The 22,487-nt window shown below is 70.9% G+C and carries 16 protein-coding genes and 1 riboswitch; of the genes, 7 read left to right on the top strand and 9 right to left on the bottom strand.

Annotated features, from left to right (window positions below):
- Position 1: 1 nt before the first annotated feature.
- Together PROPJV5_RS05105 and PROPJV5_RS05100 are read right to left on the bottom strand one after the other, a co-directional pair.
- Positions 2-757 (bottom strand): CDP-alcohol phosphatidyltransferase family protein, encoded by a 756-nt coding sequence (locus PROPJV5_RS05105; protein ID WP_119715250.1) that lies wholly within the window; start codon positions 755-757, stop codon positions 2-4.
- The gene (locus tag PROPJV5_RS05100; RefSeq protein WP_239018400.1) at positions 754-1,251 is read right to left on the bottom strand and encodes an FAD synthase family protein; all 498 of its coding nucleotides are present in this window, start codon (positions 1,249-1,251) and stop codon (positions 754-756) included. Before PROPJV5_RS05100 ends, PROPJV5_RS05105 begins: the two co-directional genes overlap by 4 nt.
- A gap of 184 nt (positions 1,252-1,435) precedes the next feature.
- Between PROPJV5_RS05100 and PROPJV5_RS05095 the strand changes: the two genes are divergently transcribed.
- Complete coding sequence (locus PROPJV5_RS05095; RefSeq protein WP_182858580.1) at positions 1,436-2,455, top strand: DUF2207 family protein; 1,020 nt, start codon at positions 1,436-1,438, stop codon at positions 2,453-2,455.
- A 150-nt stretch (positions 2,456-2,605) separates the two neighbouring features.
- On the opposite strand, the gene purB is transcribed toward PROPJV5_RS05095, so the two are convergent.
- The 3 genes from purB to PROPJV5_RS05080 form a co-directional block, all read right to left on the bottom strand.
- The gene (gene purB, locus PROPJV5_RS05090; RefSeq protein WP_119715248.1) at positions 2,606-4,039 is read right to left on the bottom strand and encodes an adenylosuccinate lyase; all 1,434 of its coding nucleotides are present in this window, start codon (positions 4,037-4,039) and stop codon (positions 2,606-2,608) included.
- Positions 4,036-5,313, bottom strand: a complete 1,278-nt coding sequence (purD, locus tag PROPJV5_RS05085) for a phosphoribosylamine--glycine ligase (protein WP_119715313.1) — start codon at positions 5,311-5,313, stop codon at positions 4,036-4,038. Before purD ends, purB begins: the two co-directional genes overlap by 4 nt.
- 149 nt (positions 5,314-5,462) lie before the next feature.
- Positions 5,463-6,746, bottom strand: a complete 1,284-nt coding sequence (locus PROPJV5_RS05080; RefSeq protein ID WP_119715247.1) for an adenylosuccinate synthase — start codon at positions 6,744-6,746, stop codon at positions 5,463-5,465.
- Positions 6,747-6,995: 249 nt separating this feature from the next.
- On the opposite strand from PROPJV5_RS05080, the gene PROPJV5_RS05075 reads away from it, so the two are divergent.
- Positions 6,996-8,039 carry a nucleoside hydrolase gene (locus PROPJV5_RS05075; protein ID WP_119715246.1) on the top strand — a complete coding sequence of 348 codons (1,044 nt, stop codon included), beginning with the start codon at positions 6,996-6,998 and terminating at the stop codon, positions 8,037-8,039.
- Between the two features lie 80 nt (positions 8,040-8,119).
- Here the strand turns inward: PROPJV5_RS05075 and meaB are convergent, their stop codons facing one another.
- Genes meaB through mutA form a run of 3 tightly spaced genes read right to left on the bottom strand, consistent with a single transcriptional unit; the run spans position 8,120 to position 13,228 of the window.
- Positions 8,120-9,127: a methylmalonyl Co-A mutase-associated GTPase MeaB gene (gene meaB, locus PROPJV5_RS05070; protein ID WP_119715245.1), complete on the bottom strand. Its 1,008-nt coding sequence runs from the start codon at positions 9,125-9,127 to the stop codon at positions 8,120-8,122.
- On the bottom strand, positions 9,120-11,327 hold the full coding sequence (gene scpA / locus PROPJV5_RS05065) for a methylmalonyl-CoA mutase (RefSeq protein ID WP_119715244.1): 2,208 nt from the start codon (positions 11,325-11,327) through the stop codon (positions 9,120-9,122). The genes meaB and scpA overlap by 8 nt, the downstream gene beginning before the upstream one ends.
- Positions 11,324-13,228, bottom strand: a complete 1,905-nt coding sequence (mutA, locus tag PROPJV5_RS05060; protein WP_119715243.1) for a methylmalonyl-CoA mutase small subunit — start codon at positions 13,226-13,228, stop codon at positions 11,324-11,326. The genes scpA and mutA overlap by 4 nt, the downstream gene beginning before the upstream one ends.
- Positions 13,229-13,539: 311 nt before the next feature.
- Positions 13,540-13,750: riboswitch (cobalamin riboswitch) on the bottom strand.
- Positions 13,751-14,141: 391 nt separating this feature from the next.
- On the opposite strand from mutA, the gene PROPJV5_RS05055 reads away from it, so the two are divergent.
- The 4 genes from PROPJV5_RS05055 to PROPJV5_RS05040 are packed head-to-tail and all read left to right on the top strand — an operon-like array spanning position 14,142 to position 17,681.
- Positions 14,142-15,200 carry an ABC transporter substrate-binding protein gene (locus PROPJV5_RS05055; protein ID WP_182858579.1) on the top strand — a complete coding sequence of 353 codons (1,059 nt, stop codon included), beginning with the start codon at positions 14,142-14,144 and terminating at the stop codon, positions 15,198-15,200.
- Positions 15,197-16,234, top strand: a complete 1,038-nt coding sequence (locus PROPJV5_RS05050; protein ID WP_119715241.1) for a FecCD family ABC transporter permease — start codon at positions 15,197-15,199, stop codon at positions 16,232-16,234. The genes PROPJV5_RS05055 and PROPJV5_RS05050 overlap by 4 nt, the downstream gene beginning before the upstream one ends.
- A gap of 17 nt (positions 16,235-16,251) precedes the next feature.
- Positions 16,252-17,082: an ATP-binding cassette domain-containing protein gene (locus PROPJV5_RS05045; protein WP_119715312.1), complete on the top strand. Its 831-nt coding sequence runs from the start codon at positions 16,252-16,254 to the stop codon at positions 17,080-17,082.
- Complete coding sequence (locus tag PROPJV5_RS05040; RefSeq protein WP_119715240.1) at positions 17,082-17,681, top strand: hypothetical protein; 600 nt, start codon at positions 17,082-17,084, stop codon at positions 17,679-17,681. Before PROPJV5_RS05045 ends, PROPJV5_RS05040 begins: the two co-directional genes overlap by 1 nt.
- A gap of 110 nt (positions 17,682-17,791) precedes the next feature.
- Here the strand turns inward: PROPJV5_RS05040 and PROPJV5_RS05035 are convergent, their stop codons facing one another.
- Positions 17,792-18,544, bottom strand: coding sequence for a queuosine precursor transporter (locus PROPJV5_RS05035; RefSeq protein WP_239018398.1), 753 nt, complete (start codon positions 18,542-18,544; stop codon positions 17,792-17,794).
- Between the two features lie 140 nt (positions 18,545-18,684).
- Between PROPJV5_RS05035 and PROPJV5_RS05030 the strand changes: the two genes are divergently transcribed.
- Positions 18,685-22,473: a cobaltochelatase subunit CobN gene (locus tag PROPJV5_RS05030; protein WP_147385354.1), complete on the top strand. Its 3,789-nt coding sequence runs from the start codon at positions 18,685-18,687 to the stop codon at positions 22,471-22,473.
- The last annotated feature ends 14 nt before the right edge of the window (positions 22,474-22,487 follow it).

Raw genomic sequence — 22,487 nt, 5'->3', positions numbered from 1 at the left:
GTCAGCCCCCCTGGGCGGCCGCGTCGAGGGCCCGCAGGTCGCGGTAGCGGCGGCTCAGCGACAGCAGCGAGTGGCAGACGGCGATGACGGCGAGCAGCGTGTAGACCACGATGAAGGGTGCTCCGAGGCCGTACAGGACGAACGACCAGCACAGGGTGCCGGGGTCGGTCGGCAGCAGGACGAAGGAACGCAGGGTGCCGCCCCGGGTCTGCTTGCGACCGGCGGCCCGCACGAACTGCTCGGCGAGGATCTGGGAGAGGAACTGGCCGGATGTGACCCACGCGTAGCCGACGGCCACGAGCGCGAACCAGAGGCGGTCGGTGTGGATGACCGTGGTGACGGCCAGGCACAGGTGGATCGCCGGTGACCGGAAGGCGTCGGCGACGTGATCGATCCACTCCCCCGTCTTGCTGGAGGCGTGCGTGACCCGCGAGACCTGGCCGTCGGCGGAGTCGAACAGGTAGCCGAGGGCGAGGAACACGGCGGCCACGACACCGACCCACACCGCGGGCCGGCAGGCGATGAGGACGACCATGCCGAGGGCGGACAGCAGGAACGACATCGCGCTGACATTGTTCGGCGTCCATCCGGTGGCGGCGGCGAAGGCCGCCACGACCCGGGCGCCGCGGCGGTTGACCCAGCGCGTGTAGGCGGGAACGCCATTGCCGGGTTTCTGGGCCGCGTCGAGCTCGGCCCGATAGCGGCTGAACCGCTGCCCCCAGGTCTCGTCGGCGGTCTCGGACTGGGCAGGGCTCACCTGACCTGCACCCCGCTCGGCACGGCCCCCTCGGCGAGGACGTCCTCGTCAGTGAAGTCCTCGGGGGCGATGAAACGACGCAGCTTGGTGCTGGACGTGCTCGGCGTGTAGGGCAGGTAGAACACGGTGGCGCCGACCTCTGCCATCTCGGCCTCGAGCTTGTCCCCCTTGGGGGTGCCCTTCCAGTCATCCCCCTTGAACAGGATGTCGAAGGGCTGAAGACGCCAGGCGAGGCGCTTGTCCTGGTCGAGGTCGACCACGACGGCGTCGACGAACCGCAGCGAGGCCACGAGTTCGCAGCGCTCGCGCAGGGGGATGATGGGCATGCGACCCTTCATGCGGTACAGCGATTCGTCGGCCGCGACGCCCACGACCAGACGGTCGCAGTGCTGGCGGGCAGCGCGCAGGACGTTGAGGTGTCCGATGTGGAACATGTCGAAGCCGCCGGGAACGTAGCCCGTGACACGGCCCTTCTTCTCTTCAGGGGTGTGCACCTGTCCATTCTGCCAGACATGAATTATTCAATTGACAGGCTGGCCATAGCTTGTTCACAAAGATGCCATTCAATGAGAAACACGGTCTTCACAGGTCATTCACAAAGCTGTAGTCATGGCCGGTGTGTGATCCTCTCCGCTGGGGCCACATTCAGCCGCTAGGGTGATTGCGGAGGTTTGCATCGTGGACACACTGGCGCTCGTCGTGCTCATCGTCGGTATCGCCGCCGTCGTCGTCGCGAGTACCGCGGTCATCCGTTCCCGCCGGCTTCGAGCCGATGACGAGCAGATCCCGGTGAACCGTCCCGGACTCATCGAACCCGAGCCGGTCACCACGTCCCCGGCGGGCCTGACGCCGGGCATGGTCAACACCCTGTTGAAGGAGTCGACGACCAGCAGGGACGTCCTCATCACGCTCATCGACCTGGCCCAGCGCGGTTTCCTGGCCATCACCGTGCTGGCGCATCCCGACCGTCCCGCCCATGACTGGGTGCTCACCCGCACGACGAGGCGGACCGACGGCGAGAGGCTGCACGGTTTCGAGCACTTCCTGCTCAACCAGGTCTTCACCGGCCCCGACGACTCGGTGACCCTCTCGAGCGTCGTCACGTCGACGGGGCAGGTGCTGTCGCGCACCAAGCGCCAGCTGCGCGAGGACACGATGGGCCGCGGCTGGTTCCAGCATGGTTCCACGGTGAACAACCGCTGGGGATGGGCGGGCGGTGTCGTCATCGTCATCGGGCTCGTCCTGGCGGTGCTCGGGGTCATTCAGGTCATGGCGACGGGCCACTGGGGCGTCCTGGTGGGGCCGGTGCTCATCGTCGTCGCAGGCCTGGAACTGGCCTCGCTGGGGCGTCTCATGAGCAAGCGCACCGACGAGGGCGCCAGCACTCGCGACGAGTTGCTCGCCTACCGGCGTCACCTCGACTCGCTGAGCCCCGAACAGATCCCCGTTGAGGAGGCCTCGGGAATCCTGCGGGACTCGCTCAGCTATGCGCTCGCCTTCGACACGGCCGAGCAGCTGGGGCTGGTCATCGAGCAGGTGGTCGACCGCGCCGAGCGCTGGGGCGCGCGGATCGACCTGGGTCTGGAATGGTTCCGCACCCCCGAGGGCGACCGCCCGGTGAGCGCCTTCGTCGTGACCGTCGCGGGTTTCGTCGACGCCGGCGCCCGCCTGGCCGACGAGCGCGGCGGGGAGTTCTGAGAAACGGCGGCGGGTGCGCCGCGACCAGCCCCCGGACCGCCCGATATGACTCTGGACCGGGGCTGCGACACGAAGACATGCTTTTTCTCACAGGATGTGGCATGTCCTGCCCTGGCACGCCGGGTACGGGTCGCCTGGCGCGCCGAGCCGCTAGAGCACTGCGCCGGGCCGGTAGGCGGCCGCCTCGGGGTCGGCTGCGACGATCGGTTCGATCCGGGCGATGACCCGGCCGACCTGGTGACGGGCGGCGCCGGTGAGTTCGAGCGGGGCGCTCACCAGCTCGGCGAGTTCGTCGCGGCTCAGGCGCAGGCGGCCGTCGTCGGCCAGCCGGTCGAACAGCGGGTTCGTCCCGGAGCCGGTCTCGCGCAGTTCGAGCGCCACGGCGACGGCGTTCTCCTTGATGACCTCGTGGGCGTCCTCGCGGCCGACGCCCTTGCGGACCGCGGCCATCAGGATCTTCGTCGTGGTGAGGAACGGCAGATAACGGTCGAGTTCGGCGGCGATCATGGCGGGGAACGCCCCGAAGTCGGCGAGCACGGTCAGGAAGGTCTCGAACAGCCCGTCGAGGGCGTAGAAGGCGTCCGGCAGGGCCACGCGGCGCACGACCGAGCACGAGACGTCGCCCTCGTTCCACTGGTCGCCGGCCAGTTCGCCGATCATCGAGACGTAGCCGCGAACGATGACCGCCATGCCGTTGATGCGTTCGCAGCTGCGGGTGTTCATCTTGTGCGGCATGGCCGAGGAACCGACCTGGCCGGGCTTGAAGCCCTCGGTGACCAGTTCGTTGCCCGCCATGAGGCGGATCGAGGTGGCCAGGTTGGACGGGGCGGCGGCGGTCTGGGCCAGGGCGGACAGGGCGTCGAGGTCGAGGCTGCGCGGGTAGACCTGGCCGGTGCTCGTGAGCACGTGGTGGAAACCCAGGTCCGAGGCGATGCGCTGCTCGAGCTCGGCGAGCCGCTCCAGGTCGCCGCCGAGCAGGTCGAGCATGTCCTGGGCGGTACCCATCGGCCCCTTGATGCCACGGGCCGGGTAGCGGGCGATGAGGTCGTCCAGTCGGGCATGGGCGATGAGCAGCTCATCGGCGCAGGTCGCGAAGCGCTTGCCGAGGGTGGTCACCTGGGCGGCCACGTTGTGGCTGCGGCCGGCGATCGGCTGGTCGGCGTAGCGTGCGGCCAGCTCGGCCAGCCGGGCCAGGGATGTGACGACGCGGGACCGGATCAGTCTCAGGGCGCCCAGCACCTGCGCCTGCTCGATGTTCTCGGTGAGGTCGCGGCTGGTCATGCCCTTGTGAACGTGCTCGTGGCCGGCCAGGGCGTTGAACTCCTCGATGCGGGCCTTCACGTCGTGGCGGGTCACGCGCTCGCGAGCGGCGATCGAGTCGAGGTCGACCTGCTCGACGACCCTGCGGTAGTCCGCGATGACGACGTCCGGGTCGTCGCCGCCGAAGTCGACGCCCAGGTCGCGCTGGGCCTCGAGCACGGCGATCCACAGCCGGCGCTCTGAAACGACCTTGTGCTCGGGCGACCAGATCCGGCGCATCTGCTCCGAGGCGTAGCGGGTGGCCAGCACATTGGGAACGCTCACTGTTCTCTCCTGTCTCGGCCCAGGCGGGCGGCGATGGCGTCGAGGCGGGCCTGCGAGGCGATGTCGGTGCGGGCGAAGCCGTCGGCGAAGTCGATCCGGTCGATGTGGGCGTAGGCCCGCTCGCGGGCGTCGGCGATGTCGGATCCGGTGGCGACGACCACCAGGACGCGACCGCCGGCGGCGACGAGCCGCCCCCGGGCGTCCAGGGCGGTGCCGGCGTGGATGACGTGGACGCCCTCGGGCTCGTCGGGCAGGGTGATGACGCAACCCTTGGCCGGGGTGGCCGGGTAGCCCTTGGCGGCCAGGACGACACCGACGCAGGCGTCCCCGGAGACTTCGAGGGGCGGCTGCTCGGCGAGCGCGCCGGTTGCGGCGGCGAGCAGCAGGGTCCCCAGGCCGGTGTTCAGACGGGGCAGGATCGCCTCGGTCTCGGGGTCGCCGAACCGGGCGTTGAACTCGACCACGCGGGGGCCGGCCTTGGTGAGGGCGAGGCCGACGTAGAGCAGGCCGGTGAAGGGCGCACCGAGGTCACGCATGCGTGCCAGGGTGGGTTCGACGACCTCGGCCATGACCCGTTCGACGGTGCCACCGGGAAGCCAGGGCAGCGGGGTGTACGAGCCCATGCCGCCGGTGTTGGGCCCCTCGTCGCCGTCGCCCACCCGTTTGAAGTCCTGCGCGGGCGGCAGCGGGACGGCGGTGACCCCGTCGGTGATGACGAACAGGCTGGCCTCGGGGCCGTCGAGGTACTCCTCGATGACGACCTGGCCGCACTCGGCCGCATGATCGAGGGCCGTCTGGCGGTCGTCGGTCACGACGACGCCCTTGCCGGCTGCCAGGCCGTCGGCCTTGACGACGTAGGGGGCACCGAACTCGTCGAGCGCGGCAGCCGCCTGCTCGGGCGTCGTGGCGGTGCGGGACCTGGCCGTCGGCACGCCGGCGTCGGCCATGACCTGCTTGGCGAAGGCCTTCGAGCCCTCGAGCCGGGCGGCGGCAGCACCCGGGCCGAAGCAGGCGACGCCGCGCTCGCGCACGGCGTCGGCGACGCCGGCCACCAGCGGAGCCTCCGGGCCGACGACGACCAGGTCGACGCCCAGGTCGACGGCGAGCGCGGCGACCGCCGGGCCGTCGAGGATGTCGACCGGATGATTGGTGGCGAAGCCGGCCGTACCGGGATTACCGGGCGCCACGTGGACGGCGGCCACGGCAGGATCCTTGCTGATGGCGAGGGCCAGGGCGTGCTCGCGGCCTCCCGAGCCCACGACGAGAACGGTGATGGCATCAGGTCCAGAACTCACGACGGCAGTCTACGGCGAGCGGCGCCGCTGCAGAGTGTCTCGTCCAGCATTGTCCGGCGGGACGGGGCAGTTCGTGGTCGTCGGTCGCCGCCACGGTTCCCGTGCCGTGCGGCCGCGTGTCTCAACGATCAGATGAGCTCGTTGACGATGATCGTCTGCTCACGTCCCGGCCCCACGCCGATACCGGAGATCCGGCAGCCGACGTGGTCCTCGAGGTAGTGCACGTAGGCCTGGCAGGTGGCCGGCAGCTCGTCGAAGGTGCGGGCCGACGAGATGTCCTCGCTCCAGCCGTCGACGTACTCGAAGATCGGCGTGGCCCGGGACAGGTCGTTCATGGTGGTGGGCCAGTGGTCGAAGCGGGTGCCGTCGACGTCGTAGGCCACGCACACCGGGATCTTCTCCCAGCCGGTGAGCACGTCGAGTTTGGTCAGGAAGATGTCGGTGCAGCCGTTGATCTTGGCCGACTGCTCCACGACCAGCGCGTCGAACCAGCCGCAGCGGCGGGGACGACCGGTCGTGGCACCGTACTCGCCGCCGTCCTGCCGCAGCCTCTCGCCGGCCTCGTCGAACAGCTCGGTGGGGAACGGGCCCTCGCCGACACGAGTGATGTAGGCCTTCGAGATGCCGATGACCCGGTCGATACGAGTGGGGCCGACGCCCGACCCGGTGCAGGCGCCGCCAGCGGTCGGGTTCGAGCTCGTCACGTACGGGTAGGTGCCGTGGTCGACGTCGAGGTGGTGGGCCTGGGCGCCCTCGAAGAGCACGACCTTGCCCTCGTCAAGGGCGTCGTTGAGCAGCCGCCCCGTGTCGACGATGTAGGGGGCGAAACGGTCCGCATATCCCAGGAGCTCCTCGGTGATCTGTGCGGCGTCGATGGGGTGCCGGTTGTAGATCTTGGTGAGGATCTGGTTCTTCTGCCCGAGGCTCGCCTCGACCTTGTCGCGCAGCCCCTCGGGGTCGAGCAGGTCCTGCATGCGCAGGCCGATGCGGTTGACCTTGTCGGAGTAGGCGGGGCCGATGCCGCGACCGGTCGTGCCGATGCGGCGCTTGCCGGCGAAACGCTCACTGACCTTGTCGAGGGTGCGGTGGTAGGGGGCGATGATGTTCGCGTTGGCGCTGATCAGCGGATGCGCGACATGGACGCCGCGCTTGTCGAGCTCGTCCAGCTCGGCGGCCAGCACCTCGAGGTCGATGACGACGCCGTTGCCGATGACGCAGGTGCAGCCCGGGTTGAGGATGCCCGAGGGCAGCAGGTGCAGGACGAACTTCTCCCCGTTGACGACGACGGTGTGGCCCGCGTTGTTGCCGCCGGAGTAGCGGACGCAGTAGTCGACACGCTCACCGATCTGGTCGGTTGCCTTGCCCTTGCCCTCATCGCCCCACTGGGCGCCGATCACCACGATGCCTGGCATGTGTTTTCTCCCTGTCTGGTGGCCGGGACGGGTGCCCCGGCGCACGAAAGCCCGCTGTGTGCGCAAGCGCAACGCATCGGGCTCTTGCACACAGATTCTAAGGTCCTGCAGGCACTGCTGCCACGTCCGCCCCGGATCTGGACAGGGTCGCCGCCCTGGCACGGCTCCTCCGGGTCCTTCCGGCGCACCGACATCACCTGGGAGAAGGCCGCCGACATCCCTGCTCCCGGCGGGGCCACAATGGGGTCCATGACGGGCAATCGCACGCCGGTACGGCTCATCGCGGACGTGGACACGGGCATCGACGACGCGCTGGCGCTGATCTATCTCGCCGCGCGCCAGGACGTCGACCTGGTCGGCGTCTCGACGACGACCGGCAATACGACCGCCGCCCTGGCGGCCCGCAACAGCGCCGCGGTGCTGGCGCTCGCCGGCCGCGGCGAGGTACCGGTGTGGACGGGCGGGGGCCGGCCGCTGGTCGTCGAACCGGCGACGACGCCGTTGACCCACGGCGACGAGGGGCTGGGCCATGCGGAGCTGCCCGACGCCGCCGACGCCCTGCGGCCCGGCGATCCGATCGCGCAGCTGTGGCTGCCCCAGCTGCGCGAGCACCCAGGCGAGACGACCCTGCTCGTCACCGGCCCGATGACGAACCTGGCGCTGGCGCTGCGCGCCGAGCCGCGCCTGCCCGAGCTGGTCCGGCGCATCGTCATCATGGGCGGGGCCTTCAACCACCCGGGCAACACGCTGCCGACCGCCGAGTGGAACGCCTGGTGCGACCCGCACGCCGCCCACGAGGTCTACGCCGCCTTCGAGTCGATGCCGGTAGACCGGCTGCCGATCATCTGCCCGCTCAACGTCACCGAGACCATCGAACTGCACCCGGCCCTGCTCGACACGGCGGCCGCCGCCATCGGAGTACCGGCGCCCCATCTCAACCCCGGCGACCCTCGCCGCAGGGGCCCCTCGGCCACCGGGAACGCCCTGTTCGACCTGGTCACCGATGCCCTGCGCTTCTACTTCGAGTTCCACGCCGACCACGGCTACGGCTACCTGGCGCAGGTCCATGACCTGCTGGCGGCGGAGATCGCCGCCGACGAGCCACTCGGGGCGCGCTACGAGCCGCTGTGGGTCGACGTCGAGGCGGGCTCGGCGCTGACCCGGGGCACGACGGTCGCCGACGTGCGGCACCTGCTGGACCGCTCCCCCAACGCCCGGGTGCTGACCGCCGTCGACGCCCAAGCCGCGCTTCGCGCGCTGTCGGACGCCCTCGAGGCCCTGGCCGGTCGCTGACCGGCCGTGACGGGCTGAGGGGCCCGGCCCCGCATCACGGGTCCGGGCCCCTCAGTCAAGTACTGGGAGATCGCGCCGGGTCACTCCCACTGGAAGCCGGGCACCTGCTCGGCCCAGGTGGTGAGGAACTCGACCGAGGCGTCGAGGGCGCTCTCGGTGGACGCCCCGACCTTCTCCTCCAGGGCGCGGCCGAGTTCACGCAACTCCTGGGTCGAGCGCAGTGAGTCGAGCACCTGACTCTCGATCTGGGCCCACATCCAGTCGATCTGCTGGTCCGCGCGGTAGCGCGCCAGGCCGACTGTCTCCTCGATCCAGGCGCGGTGCTCCTCGACGGCCTTCCAGACGTCGTCCAGCCCGTCGCCGGTCAGGGCCGAACAGGTCATGACCGGGGTGCGGCGCCCGCTGGACTCGTCATTGATGAGCTTCATCGCGATGGACAGGTCGCGGGCCGTCAAGCGGGCGGCCGGCGCGTTGTCGCCATCGGCCTTGTTGACGGCGATGACGTCGGCGAGCTCGAGGATGCCGCGTTTGATGCCCTGCAGCTGGTCGCCCGAACGGGCCAGGGAGAGCATGAGGAAGGTGTCGACCATGCCGGCCACCGCGACCTCGGACTGGCCGACGCCGACGGTCTCGACGATCACGGTGTCGTAGCCGGCCGCCTCGACGATGATCATGGCCTCACGGGTTGCCCGGGCCACGCCGCCGAGATGGCCACCGGACGGTGACGGGCGGATGTAGGCCGAGTCGGACTCGGCGAGCTTGCCCATCCGGGTGCGGTCGCCGAGGATCGAGCCGCCGGTGCGGGTGCTCGACGGGTCGACGGCCAGAACCGCCACCTTGTGGCCGCGGTCGATCAGCCGGCAGCCCATGGCGTCGGTGAACGTCGACTTCCCGGCGCCGGGAACACCGGTCAGGCCGACGCGCGTGGCGTTGCCCGCGTACGGGAGCAGCTGGGCGAGCAGTTTGCGCGCCAGCGGCCGGTGCGCAGGCAGGGCCGACTCCACCAGGGTGATCGCACGGGCAATGCCAGTGCGCTGGCCGGCCAGGACCTGGCCGACCAGCGCATCGACGTCGATGCTCCTAGGCATCCGCCGGGGCCTCGTCCGCGTCGAGGGAGCTGATCAGTTCCTTGAGCAGACGCACCGCCGAATCCGGGATGACCGTGCCGGGCGGGTAGATGTCCATGGCGCCCGCATCGCGGAGGGCCTGGAAGTCGTCCTCGGGGATGACGCCGCCCACGACGATGAGGATGTCCTGGCGACCCAGGGCGTCGAGCTCCTGACGCAGCGCCGGGACGAGCGTGAGGTGGCCGGCGGCCAGCGACGACACACCCACCACGTGCACGTCGGCCTCGATGGCCTGACGCGCCGTCTCCTCCGGCGTCTGGAACAGCGGGCCCACGTCGACGTCGAAACCGAGGTCGGCGAAGGCCGTTGCGATGACCTTCTGGCCGCGGTCGTGGCCGTCCTGGCCCATCTTGGCGAGCAGGATACGAGGGCGACGGCCCTCGAGCTGCTCGAACTTCTCCACGAGCTCGTGTGCCTCGTCCACCTCAGCCGAATCCTTCACTTCCTTGGCGTACACGCCGGAGATCGTCCGGATCTGCGCGGTGTAGCGACCGAAGCTGCGCTCCATGGCGTCGCTCATCTCTCCCACGGAGGCCATCGCGCGACCTGCGTCGATGCACAGCTTGAGCAGGTTGCGGTCGGGGTCGGTGGGATCGGGGTTCGCAGCGGCCCAGGCGAGCCTGTCGAGGGCGGCCTGGGTGGCCTCCTCGTCCCGTTCGGCGCGCAGCTTGACCAGCTTGGCCTTCTGCTCGGCGAGCACCTGGGAGTTGTCGACCTTGAGGACCTCGAGCGGGTCCTCGTGGTCGAGACGGTACTTGTTCACGCCGATCAGCGGCTGGTTCCCGGAGTCGATGCGCGCCTGGGTGCGGGCGGCCGCCTCCTCGATGCGCATCTTCGGGATGCCCTGCTCGATGGCCTTGGCCATGCCGCCGGCCGCCTCGACCTCCTGGATGTGACCCCAGGCCCTGCGCGCCAGCTCCTTGGTGAGCTGCTCGACGTAGGCCGAGCCGCTCCACGGGTCGACGACACGGCAGGTGCCCGACTCCTGCTGCAGGAACAGCTGGGTGTTGCGGGCGATACGGGCCGAGAAGTCGGTCGGCAGCGCGATGGCCTCGTCCAGGGAGTTCGTGTGCAGCGACTGGGTGTGCCCCTGGGTCGCGGCCATGGCCTCGACGCAGGTGCGGACCACGTTGTTGTACACGTCCTGAGCGGTCAGCGACCAGCCGGAGGTCTGCGAGTGAGTACGCAGGCTCAGCGACTTGGGGTTCTTCGGACCGAACTGGTTGACGAGCTTGGCCCACAGCATGCGGGCCGCGCGCATCTTCGCGACCTCCATGAAGAAGTTGGTGCCGATGGCCCAGAAGAACGACAGGCGCGGGGCGAACTGGTCGACCTTGAGGCCCACGGACTCGCCGGCGCGCAGGTAGTCGACGCCGTCGGCCAGCGTGTAGGCCATCTCGATGTCGGCCGTGGCACCGGCCTCCTGCATGTGGTAGCCGGAGATGGAGATCGAGTTCCACTTCGGCATGTTCGCGCTGGTGAACGCGAAGATGTCGGAGATGATCCGCATCGACGGCTGGGGCGGGTAGATGTAGGTGTTACGAACCATGAACTCCTTGAGGATGTCGTTCTGGATCGTTCCCGCCAGCTGCTCCATCTTGGCGCCCTGCTCCTCGGCGGTCACCACGTAGAGGGCGAGGATCGGCAGCACCGCGCCGTTCATCGTCATCGACACGCTCATCTGGTCGAGCGGGATGCCCGAGAACAGCTCACGCATGTCGTAGATCGAGTCGACGGCCACACCGGCCATGCCGACGTCACCGGGGACGCGCGGGTTGTCCGAGTCGTAGCCGCGGTGGGTGGGCAGGTCGAAGGCGACCGACAGGCCCTTCTGGCCGGCCGCGAGGTTGCGGCGGTAGAAGGCGTTGGACTCCTTGGCGGTGGAGAACCCGGCGTACTGGCGGATCGTCCACGGCCGGAAGGCGTACATGGTGGCGTACGGGCCGTGGGTGAACGGCGGCAGGCCGGCGTAGGTGTCCAGCCAGTCGGCGCCCTCGTAGGCCTCCTCGCCGTACAGGGTGCCGACGGGGATCTGCTCCGGGGTCACCCACTGCTCGCCGGTGCCTGCCTCAGCGGCCAGGCGGGCGAAGTCCTCGGCGGCAGAGGCCGGGACGGCCCCCGCACCGAGTTCGACAGAATCAAAACGAGGAAGAGCACTCATTCCGTCACCCCCATGACATCGAGCGTGCGCGTGAGGATGTCGACGACATCCATGCCCATGAACAGGCGACCGTCGAAGATCTCGGCGGCCTCGTCGTCCGAGATGCCCAGTTCCTTGTAGGCACCGGACAGGTAGACGGCCTTCGCACCGGCCTGGCGGAGGGCCTTGGCGACCTCGACGCCCTGCTCGGCGTAGACCTTGGCGGACGAGCACAAGTCTACGACCTGCGCGCCACTGTCCTTGAACGCGGCGACGATCTCGTCGACCGTGCCGCCCTCGACCTCGGGGGTCTCGATACCGCCCACGTGCCAGACGGGGGCCGAGAAGCCCTCGCGGCCGCCGAAGTCACGGCGCGTGCCGAGGCAGGCCAGGAAGACCTTCGGCCTCTCGGGCAGGGCGGCGGAGCGGTCGACGAGCTTCTCGAAGACCTCGGAGTCGCGGTGCCACTCCAGGCCGCCGCGGGCCGGGGCCTCGGGATTGGGCTTGACCTCGACGGTCCGGGCGTCGAGCATCGGGAACTCGCTCACGGCCGTGATGGGCTGTCTGCGGCTCGCCAGGCGCTTGGCGCGCTCGGTGTTGCACTCGGACAGGACCTCGGCGACGTGCCCGCCGACCAGGGCGGCGGCCATGCCGCCGGCCGCCTCGGTCTTCTGGAACTCCGCCCAGCCGGCCTTGGCCAGGGCGTCGGTCAGGGACTCGACGTAGAAGGAGCCGCCGCCCGGGTCGTTGACCCGGCCGATGTTGACCTCCTCGGCCAGGATGATGCCGGTGTTGCGGGCGATCCTGCGCACGAAGTCGTCGGGCAGGCCGAAGGCGGCGCAGAACGGCAGCGTCGTGATGGCCTCGGCGCCGCCGACGGAGGCGGCGAAGGTGGCGATCGTGCCGCGCAGGATGTTGACGTAGGGATCCTCGCGGGTCAGCTCCCGCCAGCTGGTGACGGCGTTCTGACGGGCGCCGCGGTTGGCCTCGTCGACGCCGAAGACCTCACCGATCCGCTGCCAGCAGGTGCGCAGCGCGCGCAGCCGGGCGATGGTGAGGAACTGGTCGTGGGTGGCCGTCACGCGGAACTCGATCGTCCGGAACGCGTCATTGACGTCGACGCCCTGCTCGACGAGGGCCCGCACGTACTCGGCTCCGGTGGCCAGGGCCCAGGCGAGCTCGGCGACGTCGCCGGCGCCGGCGTTGTGGTAGATCGTCGAGTCGACGGTGATCGCGCTGCCCTTCGGGTAGGCGGCGATGCGCTCGACCCAGGCGCCCAGTCCGGACAGGTCGGCGGCGGTGCCCTGCAGGGCGGCCAGGCCGATGGGGTCGAGACCGAGGTTGAAGGCGAGGTGGTCCTTGGGCTTGTCGCTGGCCTCGTAGACGGCGAGAAGGGCCTCGGCGGCCGCCTGCTGGTCCTCGCGGGAGGAGACCTCGACCTTGACCATCTCGAGGAGCACGTCGGACAGCACGGTGGCCACGTCGGCCGGGTTGACGGCGTCGGAACCGGTGCGCAGCCAGATGGAGGTGACGCCCCGCTCCAGATCAGTGAGGATCGCCTTGGCGGTGAAGTCCGCGTCGGGATCCTCGTGGAGGGCGCGCACGTCCCATGCATCCGCCTCGCCATTGCGCACGGTGGTGCCGCGCGTGAACGGGGCGACGCCCGGATAGCCCAGCGGGCCGGGGACGTCATCGCGCCGGTACATGGGCTTGATGTCGATGCCGTCGACGGTGTGAACCGTCAGACGCTTCATGCTCTGCTCGACGGAGAGCTGCTTCTCTGGTGGACGACCGCGGTTGAGAACCTTGGCCACCTCGATCTCCCACTGCTCCTCAGTGACTGCCGGGAAATCACCGGCGAGGCTGAGCTGAGCGGGCGTGGCCTCTTCGGCCGCGGTGGCGCCCGATTCGGTGTTGCTCATTCGACTCCTGCTCCTGAAAGGGTCAGGGTGCGCCGGGTGGGGCGCACCGGGGACTGGCTGCCAGCCGGTCATCGGCGGGCGACGGGCGTGAGCCCGGCACCCACCTGGCATGGCCCCGGCGCTGACGTCGGGGGCTGGTGGCTCCGGTGCGGCCCTGCTGGTTCGTCCGGTGGTCGCCCACCGGCTCGCCAGGCAGGCGTTCGCCGGAACCGCTGGCACTGATCTTCGTGACCGGACCCGGTGATGATGCGCATCGCCGGGCACCGATCGCTCCGATCCGTGGACCCTCCGCGGGGCACGTTCCGCAGCGGCTCGCGCCGCTGCGGCTGGCAGGTCTTCGGGCTCATGGGCACTCGGGATCGCTCCCGGTTCCTACACCACCGCTTCCCAGGCCATCGGGCCCAGTGCTCGTTGTGACGTTGTTCCCATACACCGCTGCGGGACAGCTCCGGCCTCTCACCGGAATTCCCTCTTACGACAGCCCATCTGACGATGGGCTGAACCAGCACTTCTCAATGTACACAAACCGGCGCGCCCCTTGCCCCCGGGGCTCATGAATCGTCCGGAAAAGCCGTCCTCCCCCGCGCCCCGCGGCGACGCCGCCGGCTCCGATCCCGGCCTCGGCAGTGACGCCCGGGGGACCCGAGGGCGCCTCCGCACAACCGGCCACCGTCACCGCCCGGCGCGGCCGGGCGCCCATGCGTTCCCGGCGTCGAGGCAGTGAGGAGTTCTGCGGGCCGGGGCGGGGCTTCGGACGGCAGACCGCCGGACCATATCATGCAAGGTTCGCCTGACCTTATGTGCTAGAACCGAACACGCTTGTGAAAAAGCAAACTTTTTTCACAAAGATCTTGTTTTTTTCTGGCTGGTCATGGATAAGGTGACCGCGTTCGCATCACCGCAGGAGGCCGCCATGTCCGTCACCAGCCGTCGCCGCGCAACACGCAGGGCACTCGCTGCGGTGCTCTGCGCAACGATGTCGATGCTCGGCGCGAGCTGCTCGGCCGGCCAGCAGGACCCGCCGCCCGGCGATGAGCCGTCGGCAGCCGCCGACGCCGGCCCGATGCCCATGACGAGCACCGAGTTCCCGCTGAGCATCACCGATTTCAGCGGCCGGAGCGTCGACTTCGACTCGGCGCCGCAGCGGGTGTGCATCCTGGCGGGCACCGCCATGAACATCTGGTATGACGTGGGCGGCACGGCCGTCTGCTCGGTGCAGATCACCGACAACGTGAAGACGGTCCCCGAGAACGACGCGGCGATGCGCGCGGTGCCGACGGTCGGCGCCACCTCGAACGTCGACATCGAGGCCGTCAGCTCGTACGAGCCCGACCTGGTCATCGTCATGAGCGGCGCCCAGGACACCGTGCTGTCCAGGCTGCGCGAACTGGGGATCCGGGGTCTTCAGGTGAGGGCCCGCTCCCAGGCCGAACTCGAGGCGATCTACCGGGCGTTCGGCGTGCTCACCGGCCACCCGGACACGGCGTCCGAACGCATCACCCAGATCGGCGACCGGGTCGACGAGGTCGTCGACCGGTTGCCCGAGGGCTCCCCGTCCGTCGTCATCGTCTACGTCACCGCCACCTCGCTGGCCGTCAAGCTCGACGACTCGATCGCCGGGCAGATCGCCGGCACCCTGCGCCTGACGAACATCGCCTCGGGCCTGACCCCGGACAATCCCGGTTCGGAGACGACGCCCCTCGACATCGAGGCCATCGTGGCGGCCCAGCCCGACCATGTGCTCGTCACGAGCATGGTGGAGACCGACGCCGACGCCCAGGCGCGCATGGACGAGGAGTTCGCGTCCAACCAGGCCTGGCAGGCGGTCGACGCCGTGCGGGAGGGCCGCATCTCCTATCTGCCGCAGGAGTACTTCCTGCTCAACGGCGGCCCCTACTACGGTGACGCGGTGGCCTACATGGCCGCCTGCATCCATCCCGACGTCTACGGCGACGCCCAGCAGTACGCATGAGCGCGACGATCACCGGCCGCGCCGGGGTATCCCCGGGCAACGGCCACCACGGCCTCGCCGGGCGCGGCTGGTTCCGCGTCGGCGTCTTCATCGCGCTGGCCGTGCTGCTCGTCGCGGGGGCCCTGTACGCGATCGGGGCGGGCTCCATCCACCTGTCGGCCGGTCAGGTGCTCGACGCCCTGACGGGCCGCGACGCCTCGCTGCGGCGGATCGTCTGGGACATCAGGCTGCCGCGCATGCTGCTCGCCGTCCTGGTGGGCATGAACCTGGCCGTCAGCGGCGTCATCCTGCAGGCGGTCATGAGCAATCCCCTGGCGGATCCGAGCATCATCGGCGTCTCCTCGGGGGCCGGGCTGCTCGGGATCGGCATCATGCTCGTCGCCCCGAGCCGTCTGGCGCTCGTCACCCCGGCGGCCTTCGCCGGTGCGATGGGGGCGGCCGCGGCGATCTTCCTGCTGGCCTGGAAGGGAGGCATCCAGCCGCTGCGGATCATCCTGGCCGGGGTGGCCGTCTCGGCGCTGTGCGGGGCGGGCATCTCGGCGCTCATGGTGCTCTTCTCCGACCGGGTGGCCGGAGCCCTCATGTTCATGAACGGCGCGATGTCGATGCGCGGCTGGACCGAGGTGCGCGGGCTGTGGCCCTATTCACTGGTCTCACTGGCGCTGGCCTGCTGCTTCGCGCGGCGGCTGAACGTGCTGGTGCTGGGGGATGACGCGGCCGGCTCGATGGGCATGAACGTCCAGGCCAACCGCGTCTTCTTCACCGCGCTCGCGGCGGTGCTCGCGGCGAGCGCGGTGAGCGCGGTCGGGCTGCTCGGTTTCGTCGGGCTCATCGTTCCGCACATCATGCGCATGGTGCTGGGCCCGGACCACCGGCTCACCGTGCCCGGCTCGATCCTCGCCGGCGCGGCCCTGCTCGTCGTGAGCGACACCCTCTCGCGCACGGTCTTCTCCCCCGTCGAGATCCCGGTCGGCATCACGATGACGGTCCTGGGCGTGCCCTTCTTCCTCTTCCTGCTGAGGAGGGCGCTGTGAGCGGCGCCGGGCTGTCGATGCGCGGACTGGTCGTCGAACTGGGCGGCCGGGAGATCCTGCACGGCATCGACCTCGACCTGGCGCCGGGCCTCGTCCACGGGATCATCGGGCCGAACGGCTGCGGCAAGACGACGCTGGTGCGCGCGGTGTGCGGCACCGCGCCGGTGCGGGGCCGGGTGCTGCTGGGCGGGGAGCCGGTCGCCTCGATGAGTTCGCGGCGACGAGGCCGGGCGATGGCGGTGGTCTGGCAGAACGCGCAGGCGGGCCCCGAGGTGCGGGTGGCCGACATGGTCGGCTACGGGCGCTACGCGCACCAGGGCTGGTTCACGGCCCGTGACGCCGGCGGGCGAGCCGCGGTGGCCTCGGCGCTGGAGCGCACCGGCCTCGTCCCGTTCGCGGATCGGCGGATCGGGACGCTGTCGGGCGGCGAGCGGCAGCGCGTCTGGCTCGCGGCGGCCCTGGCCCAGGAGCCGCAGCTGCTCCTGCTCGACGAGCCCACCACCTACCTGGACATCGCCCACCAGCTCGAGATCCTCGACCTGGTCCGCGAGCTCAACACCGAGCGCGGGCTGACCGTCGTCATGGTGCTGCACGACCTCACCCAGGTCGCCCGCTACTGCGACAACGCCGTCCTCATGTCCGACGGGCGTGTGCGGGCGACCGGCGCGCCCGGACGGGCGCTGGACACCGGCGCCATCGAGCAGGTCTTCGGCGTCGACGCATGGATCAGCGCCGACCCGGTCAGCGGTCAGCCGGTCGTGGCGCCGCGGTCACGCCGGACCGGCGGCCACAGATCCTCACCCAACCCCGCCCGCCAGGCGGGAAAACCTCTGGACAAGGAGAAATGATGAACGCACGAGTACTGGTCCCCCTCCTCGCAGCGGCCCTGGCGCTGCCCCTGTCGGCCTGCTCCGGGTCGTCCGGCGACAGCCAGGACAGCGCCTCGGCGCCTCAGAGCACCCAGGCCGGCACGACGAGTGCGGCGCCGAGCCCCGGTGGGTCCTCGACCGCAGCGCCGAGCGCGACGGACTTCGAGACCGCCGACGGCGTGCTCACCGCGACCGACCTGGGGGCCGATCTGGCCGAGGGGGCCGGGGTGCGCATCACCATCGAACCCGGCGCCGACGGCACGGCAACCTTCCAGCTCGTCGATCCCGCCAGCGGCGACGACTACAGCGACTACTTCATCTTCAACTACGCCGACCGCACCTTCGTCCGCCACCACCACGTGGCCGCGCGCGGCACGACGTACGACTACACGATGGGACTGGACGACCAGGTCCTCACCGGCATCACGGACGACGAGGGCAACGACGCTTCCGAACCGGTCCGCCAGCACGGGCGCTGGGACTCGGCGCAGGCCGAGACCGCCGAGCTGATGACCGCCACGCAGGAGTACTTCCAGAACACCTACGGCGTCACGATAGAGGAGAAGGTCACGGGCTGAACCGACGTCACGCCATGGTGTTCTGGACCCGGACGCGCAGGCCGGCCCGGATGTCATCGCCGTCCCGACCCGGGCACGGCCCGAACCTGGCGGGGGCCGGCCCGCGGGGTTCAGGCCGCGGCCAGCGCCGCCTGATAGCTCGGCTCGCGCTTCTTGATCGCCGTGATGATGCGCCCGGTGAGCGGCATGAGGGCGTACTGCAGGGCGATCTTGTACAGGTAGCCGACGATCGTGTAGTTCACGACCTGCCCGGCCGTGGTCAGGCCGATCGCGCGGGCGGCGATGAGGCAGAACAGCAGCGTGTCGATGAACTCGCCGACACCGGTCGACGAGACGAGCCGCCCGTACAGGCCCTTCTCGTGGTGGCGCCGCTTGCCGAGCCACATGATGAAGGAGTTGGCGCTCTGCCCGCCCGCGAAACCGACGACACCGGCCAGGACGACCTGCCACACCGGACCGAGAGCCAGCCGGAAGGCCGCGTCGCGGGCCGCGTTGTCGCCGTCCGACAGGCCCGGCAGCACGATGATCACCCAGTAGATCATCGAGCTCATGATGTTGACGACGAAACCCGTCGTAATGGCCTGTCGGGCGGCCCGGGGACCGTAGATCTCGGTGATCGAGTCACCGAGGATGTAGCTGAACGGGAAGATGAAGAAGGCGCCGTCGGTGAGGATCGGGCCGAACTGGACGGCCTTCGAGCCGCCGATGCCCGACAGCACGATGACGACGGCCATGGCCGCCAGCATGATCGGGTAGAACCGGGCTCCCGTGCTCGCATAGGCCGGGCCCGGGCGGCCCGTGGCCGGGGCGCCGTCCCCGGCCGGGGACGCAACGTGCCGGGCCTCAGTGGGTTCATCTGTCACGGGCGGCAGTGTAGGCGCACCGCCCTGGCCCCGGGAGCGGATCGCGTCCGCGTCCCGGACGAGCCGGCGCCGGGCGGGCGGCGACCGACGAACCGACCACCGGCCGCCACGAGTGCGGCCGGCCCCGAGGAGGAGTGATCATGCGCATCACGATCATCAGCGTGTGCCCGGACCTGCTGTCGGCCCTCATCGCGGTCGACCAGGATCTGGCGAGGACCCATCCGGGCGCCTGCGAGCTCCGGCTGTTCAACGCCACCGATCCCCCGTCGCCGCAGGACGCGGCGCGACTGCCCGGGGCGGTGTCGAGCAGTGACTTCCTGCTCATCGACCTGAGCGGCGCGCCGCAGGCCTGGGCCGACGCGCTGGCCGGGCCGGTGGCGGCCTACGAGGGCGATCTGCTGCCGCCCGGGCACCTGTTCACCGACAGGCTGCGTCTGGGGACCGTCCGTCCCGCCCCCGGCGGCGTCCCCATCGGGCCGGCCGGGCCGGGCGCCCGGCCCACGAGCGCCGAGGGCGCCGACCCGGAACGATTCGCGGCCGACCTGGCCAACCTGTCGACGCTGCTGCGCTGCTTCCACGCGATGAGCCCGGTGCACGCCAGGGCCTTCCTCACGCTGCTGCTGCACGAGTACGGCGGCCACCCCGAGGTCGTGGTGACGTCGGCCGAGTACCCGGCCGACGGCGTCGTCGCGGTCGACCTGGCGGGCGGGCGCGAATTCACCGACGTGAGGCGCTACATCGAGGCCGTCGGCGGGCCCGGCGACCGGCAGATCGCACTCGTGCTGTACCCCGGCGACGGCTACCCGATCGACTCGACGGCCGCGACGAGGGCGGTCGCCGAGGCGCTCGGCGCGCACTGCTGGGTGCTGCCGCTGGCGGTGCGCAACGCCACCCGCACGGTCGACGACCTGCGGCGCCTCATGGGCGAGGCCGGCATCGTACCCGATGTCGTCGTGAACATGCTCAGCCTGCGGCTGGGCACGAGTTACGGCGGCGGCAGGGCGGGCGCAGGGGCGGAACTGCTCAACGAGTGGGGCGCCGCGCACGTGCACCCGATCCTGCTGACCCGCATCACGATCGAGGACTGGCTCCGGGCCGCCTCCGGGCTGAGCCCGGCCAAGGTGATGGTGTCGATGATGCTGCCGGAGCTCGACGGCTGCATCGACGAGATCCCGGTGGCCGCGATGAGCGCCCCGCGTGTCGACGAGCGCTACGGGGTCGCCCTCAACGCGCTCACCCCGATCCCCGAGCAGGTCGACCGCCTGGCCGGACGCGTCGCAGGTCTGCTGCGGCTGCGGCGCCTCGACCCGGCCGAGGCGCGCGTGGCGATCATCGGCTACGACTACCCGGCCGGCGAGAGCAGGCTGCTGGGCGGCTCCTTCCTCGACGTCGCCGCCTCGATGTCGGCAATCCTCGCCGAGCTGGCACGCACCGGCTACCGGGTGGGCACGCCCGAGCCCGACGAGCTGCTGGACCAGTTGCTGTCCCGGGCCGTGAACTCGCCCCGGTTCGACGCCCCGGACGCCCCGTTCGTCTACCCGCGGGCGCAGGCGCGGGCCGACCTCGGCGACGAGCGGGCCTGGGCGCAGGTCGACCAGGCGTGGCCGGCCGACGGGCCGGCCGCCCCGATGACGACGCCGGAGGGCGACTTCATCATCCCGGCCCTCGAGTTCGGCAATGCCCTGGTCGGCATCCAGCCCGGGCGCGGCGGCGGTGCGACGGCCGACTCCCAGGCCCACGACAAGACGGCCCCGCCCCATCCGCAGTACCTGGCGTTCTACACCTGGCTGCAGAGCGTGTGGCGCCCGGACGTCGTCGTCCACGTCGGCACGCACGGGACGCTGGAGTTCCTGGGGGGCAAGGAGAACGCGGTGAGCACCCGCTGCTACCCGGACATCATGATGGGCTCCGTGCCGCACGTCTACCTCTACTACGCCGGGAACCCGGCCGAGGGGCTCATCGCGGTGCGCCGCTCGCACGCTCAGATCGTCAGCTACCAGCCGGTGGCGATGGTGCCCGGCGGGCTGCACGACACGCTCGCCGAGCTGGACGAACTGGTGGCCGAGTACCGGCGCAGCCTCGCGCTGTCGCCGGCGACGAGCGGGGAGCTGCTCGAGGAGGTGCGCAGGCGCGCGGAGGCCGAGCACCTGCCCACCGATCCGGACGAACTGGAGCCCCACCTGGACCGCCTGGCGCAGTCGCTGACGCCGATGGGGCTGCACGTCTTCGGCCGGGCGTGGACCCCGGAACAGACCCGCACGATGGTGCACGGCGCCCTCGGGCACGGCGGCGCCGAGCTGCCGCCGGCCGTCGAGGTCGTCGCGGAGGCGCAGGGCCTGGACCCGGACTCGCTCGACCGGCTGCCGCGCACCGAACTCGCCGGGCTGCGCGCCCTGGCGACGCGACTGATCGACGAGGCGCTCGACGCGCCGGAACCGGCCGCCCCGGCGGCCGGCGACCGGCCCGGGGCCGGGGCGCCCGCGGCCGGCATGCCACCACAGGTCGCCGAGATGCTCGGCCTGGCCTCAGACGCGGCACCGGCCCGCCCGCGGGGGGACGAGGCGCTCGGCGCCCTGGCGGCACGGGCCCGCGAACTCAGGTCGACCCTCGGCCGCAACGACGAATGGGATGGGCTGCACCGGGCGCTCACCGGCCGGCACCTCACCGCCCGGCTGGGCGGCGACGTCATCCGCGACCCGCAGATCATGCCGTCCGGCCACGGCGTCTACCAGTTCGACCCGCGCCGCATCCCCACCCCGGTGGCCCGGCGCCGCGGCGAGCGCATCGCCGAGGACGTCCGCGCCGCCTGGCGCGCCGAGCACGACGGCGCCGAACCGCGCTGCGTCGGCGTCGTCCTGTGGGGGCTGGAGACCACCCGGACCCAGGGCGAGGCCTTCGCGCAGATCCTGTCGCTGCTGGGCGCCCGCCCGGTGGCCCGGCCCCGGCCCGGACGCCCGCGCTTCGAACCGATCCCGGCCGCAGAGCTCACCGCGCCGCGCGTCGACGTCGTCGTGACGATCTGCGGCTTCTTCCGCGACCTCTTCTCGGGCCTCATCGCCGAGCTGGACGAGCTGGTGGCGGCCATCGCCGCCCTCGACGAACCGGCCGAGATCAACCCGATCGCCGCCTCGGCGCGCGCCCTGCGCGCCGAGCTCATCGCCGGCGGCCACGACGCCGACGAGGCCGGCGAGCTGGCCGGCAGCCGGATCTTCGGGCCGGCCAGCAGCTACTACGGGACCGGCATGACCGACACCGTCGAGGCGGGCGAGTGGGACGGCACCGAGGACCTGGCGCACGAGTTCACCCACGCCAACGACCACGTCTACTCGCGCCGCCGGTCCGGGGAACGCGTCGACGGGCTCTACGCCACGAACCTGAGGCGGGTCGAGGTGGTCTCGCAGGTGCGGTCCTCGAACGAGTACGCCATCACCGACTTGGACCACTACTTCGAGTACCTGGGCGGTTTCTCGGCGGCCGTGGCGCAGGTGCGCGGCGAACGCCCCCTGACCCTGGTCGCCGACACCAGTGGCGCCGCGGTGCACACGAGCACCGCGGGCGAGGCCACCGCCGACGGCCTGCGCACCCGGCTGTTCAACCCGGACTGGCAGGACGCCATGCTCGCCCACCGGCACCGTGGCGGCACCGAGATCTCCAAACGGGTCACGAACCTGGTCGGGCTGGCGGCGACGACGGGGCAGGTCGAGGACTGGATGTTCGACGAGGTGTTCGACCGCTACATCGGCGACGAGCAGATGCGCGAACGTCTGGTCGCCAACAACCCGCACGCGGCGGCCGACATCGCCCAGCGCCTCACCGAGACCTCCGAGCGCGGCCTGTGGGCCGCCGACGAGCACCGGCTCGACGCACTCGACGCGATGGGTTTCGACCTCGAGGCCGCCCTGGAGGGCGACGGGACCGAACCGCAGTGAGCCCCCGCGCCCCG

Source organism: Propionibacterium ruminifibrarum (assembly GCF_900289195.1).
In the GTDB taxonomy this organism is placed as follows: Bacteria; Actinomycetota; Actinomycetes; order Propionibacteriales; family Propionibacteriaceae; genus Propionibacterium; species Propionibacterium ruminifibrarum.
The sequence above is the reverse complement of the archived record's forward strand: the minus strand, read 5'-3'. Positions and strand labels throughout refer to the sequence as shown.

Coding starts and splice junctions, on each gene's coding strand:
- meaB (WP_119715245.1), bottom strand. CDS start 9,127: ATGCCTAGGAGCATCGACGTCGATGCGCTGGTCGGCCAGGTCCTGGCC.
- mutA (WP_119715243.1), bottom strand. CDS start 13,228: ATGAGCAACACCGAATCGGGCGCCACCGCGGCCGAAGAGGCCACGCCC.
- PROPJV5_RS05080 (WP_119715247.1), bottom strand. CDS start 6,746: ATGCCAGGCATCGTGGTGATCGGCGCCCAGTGGGGCGATGAGGGCAAG.
- PROPJV5_RS05055 (WP_182858579.1), top strand. CDS start 14,142: ATGTCCGTCACCAGCCGTCGCCGCGCAACACGCAGGGCACTCGCTGCG.
- PROPJV5_RS05030 (WP_147385354.1), top strand. CDS start 18,685: ATGCGCATCACGATCATCAGCGTGTGCCCGGACCTGCTGTCGGCCCTC.
- PROPJV5_RS05075 (WP_119715246.1), top strand. CDS start 6,996: ATGACGGGCAATCGCACGCCGGTACGGCTCATCGCGGACGTGGACACG.
- PROPJV5_RS05050 (WP_119715241.1), top strand. CDS start 15,197: ATGAGCGCGACGATCACCGGCCGCGCCGGGGTATCCCCGGGCAACGGC.
- scpA (WP_119715244.1), bottom strand. CDS start 11,327: ATGAGTGCTCTTCCTCGTTTTGATTCTGTCGAACTCGGTGCGGGGGCC.
- PROPJV5_RS05045 (WP_119715312.1), top strand. CDS start 16,252: ATGCGCGGACTGGTCGTCGAACTGGGCGGCCGGGAGATCCTGCACGGC.
- PROPJV5_RS05040 (WP_119715240.1), top strand. CDS start 17,082: ATGAACGCACGAGTACTGGTCCCCCTCCTCGCAGCGGCCCTGGCGCTG.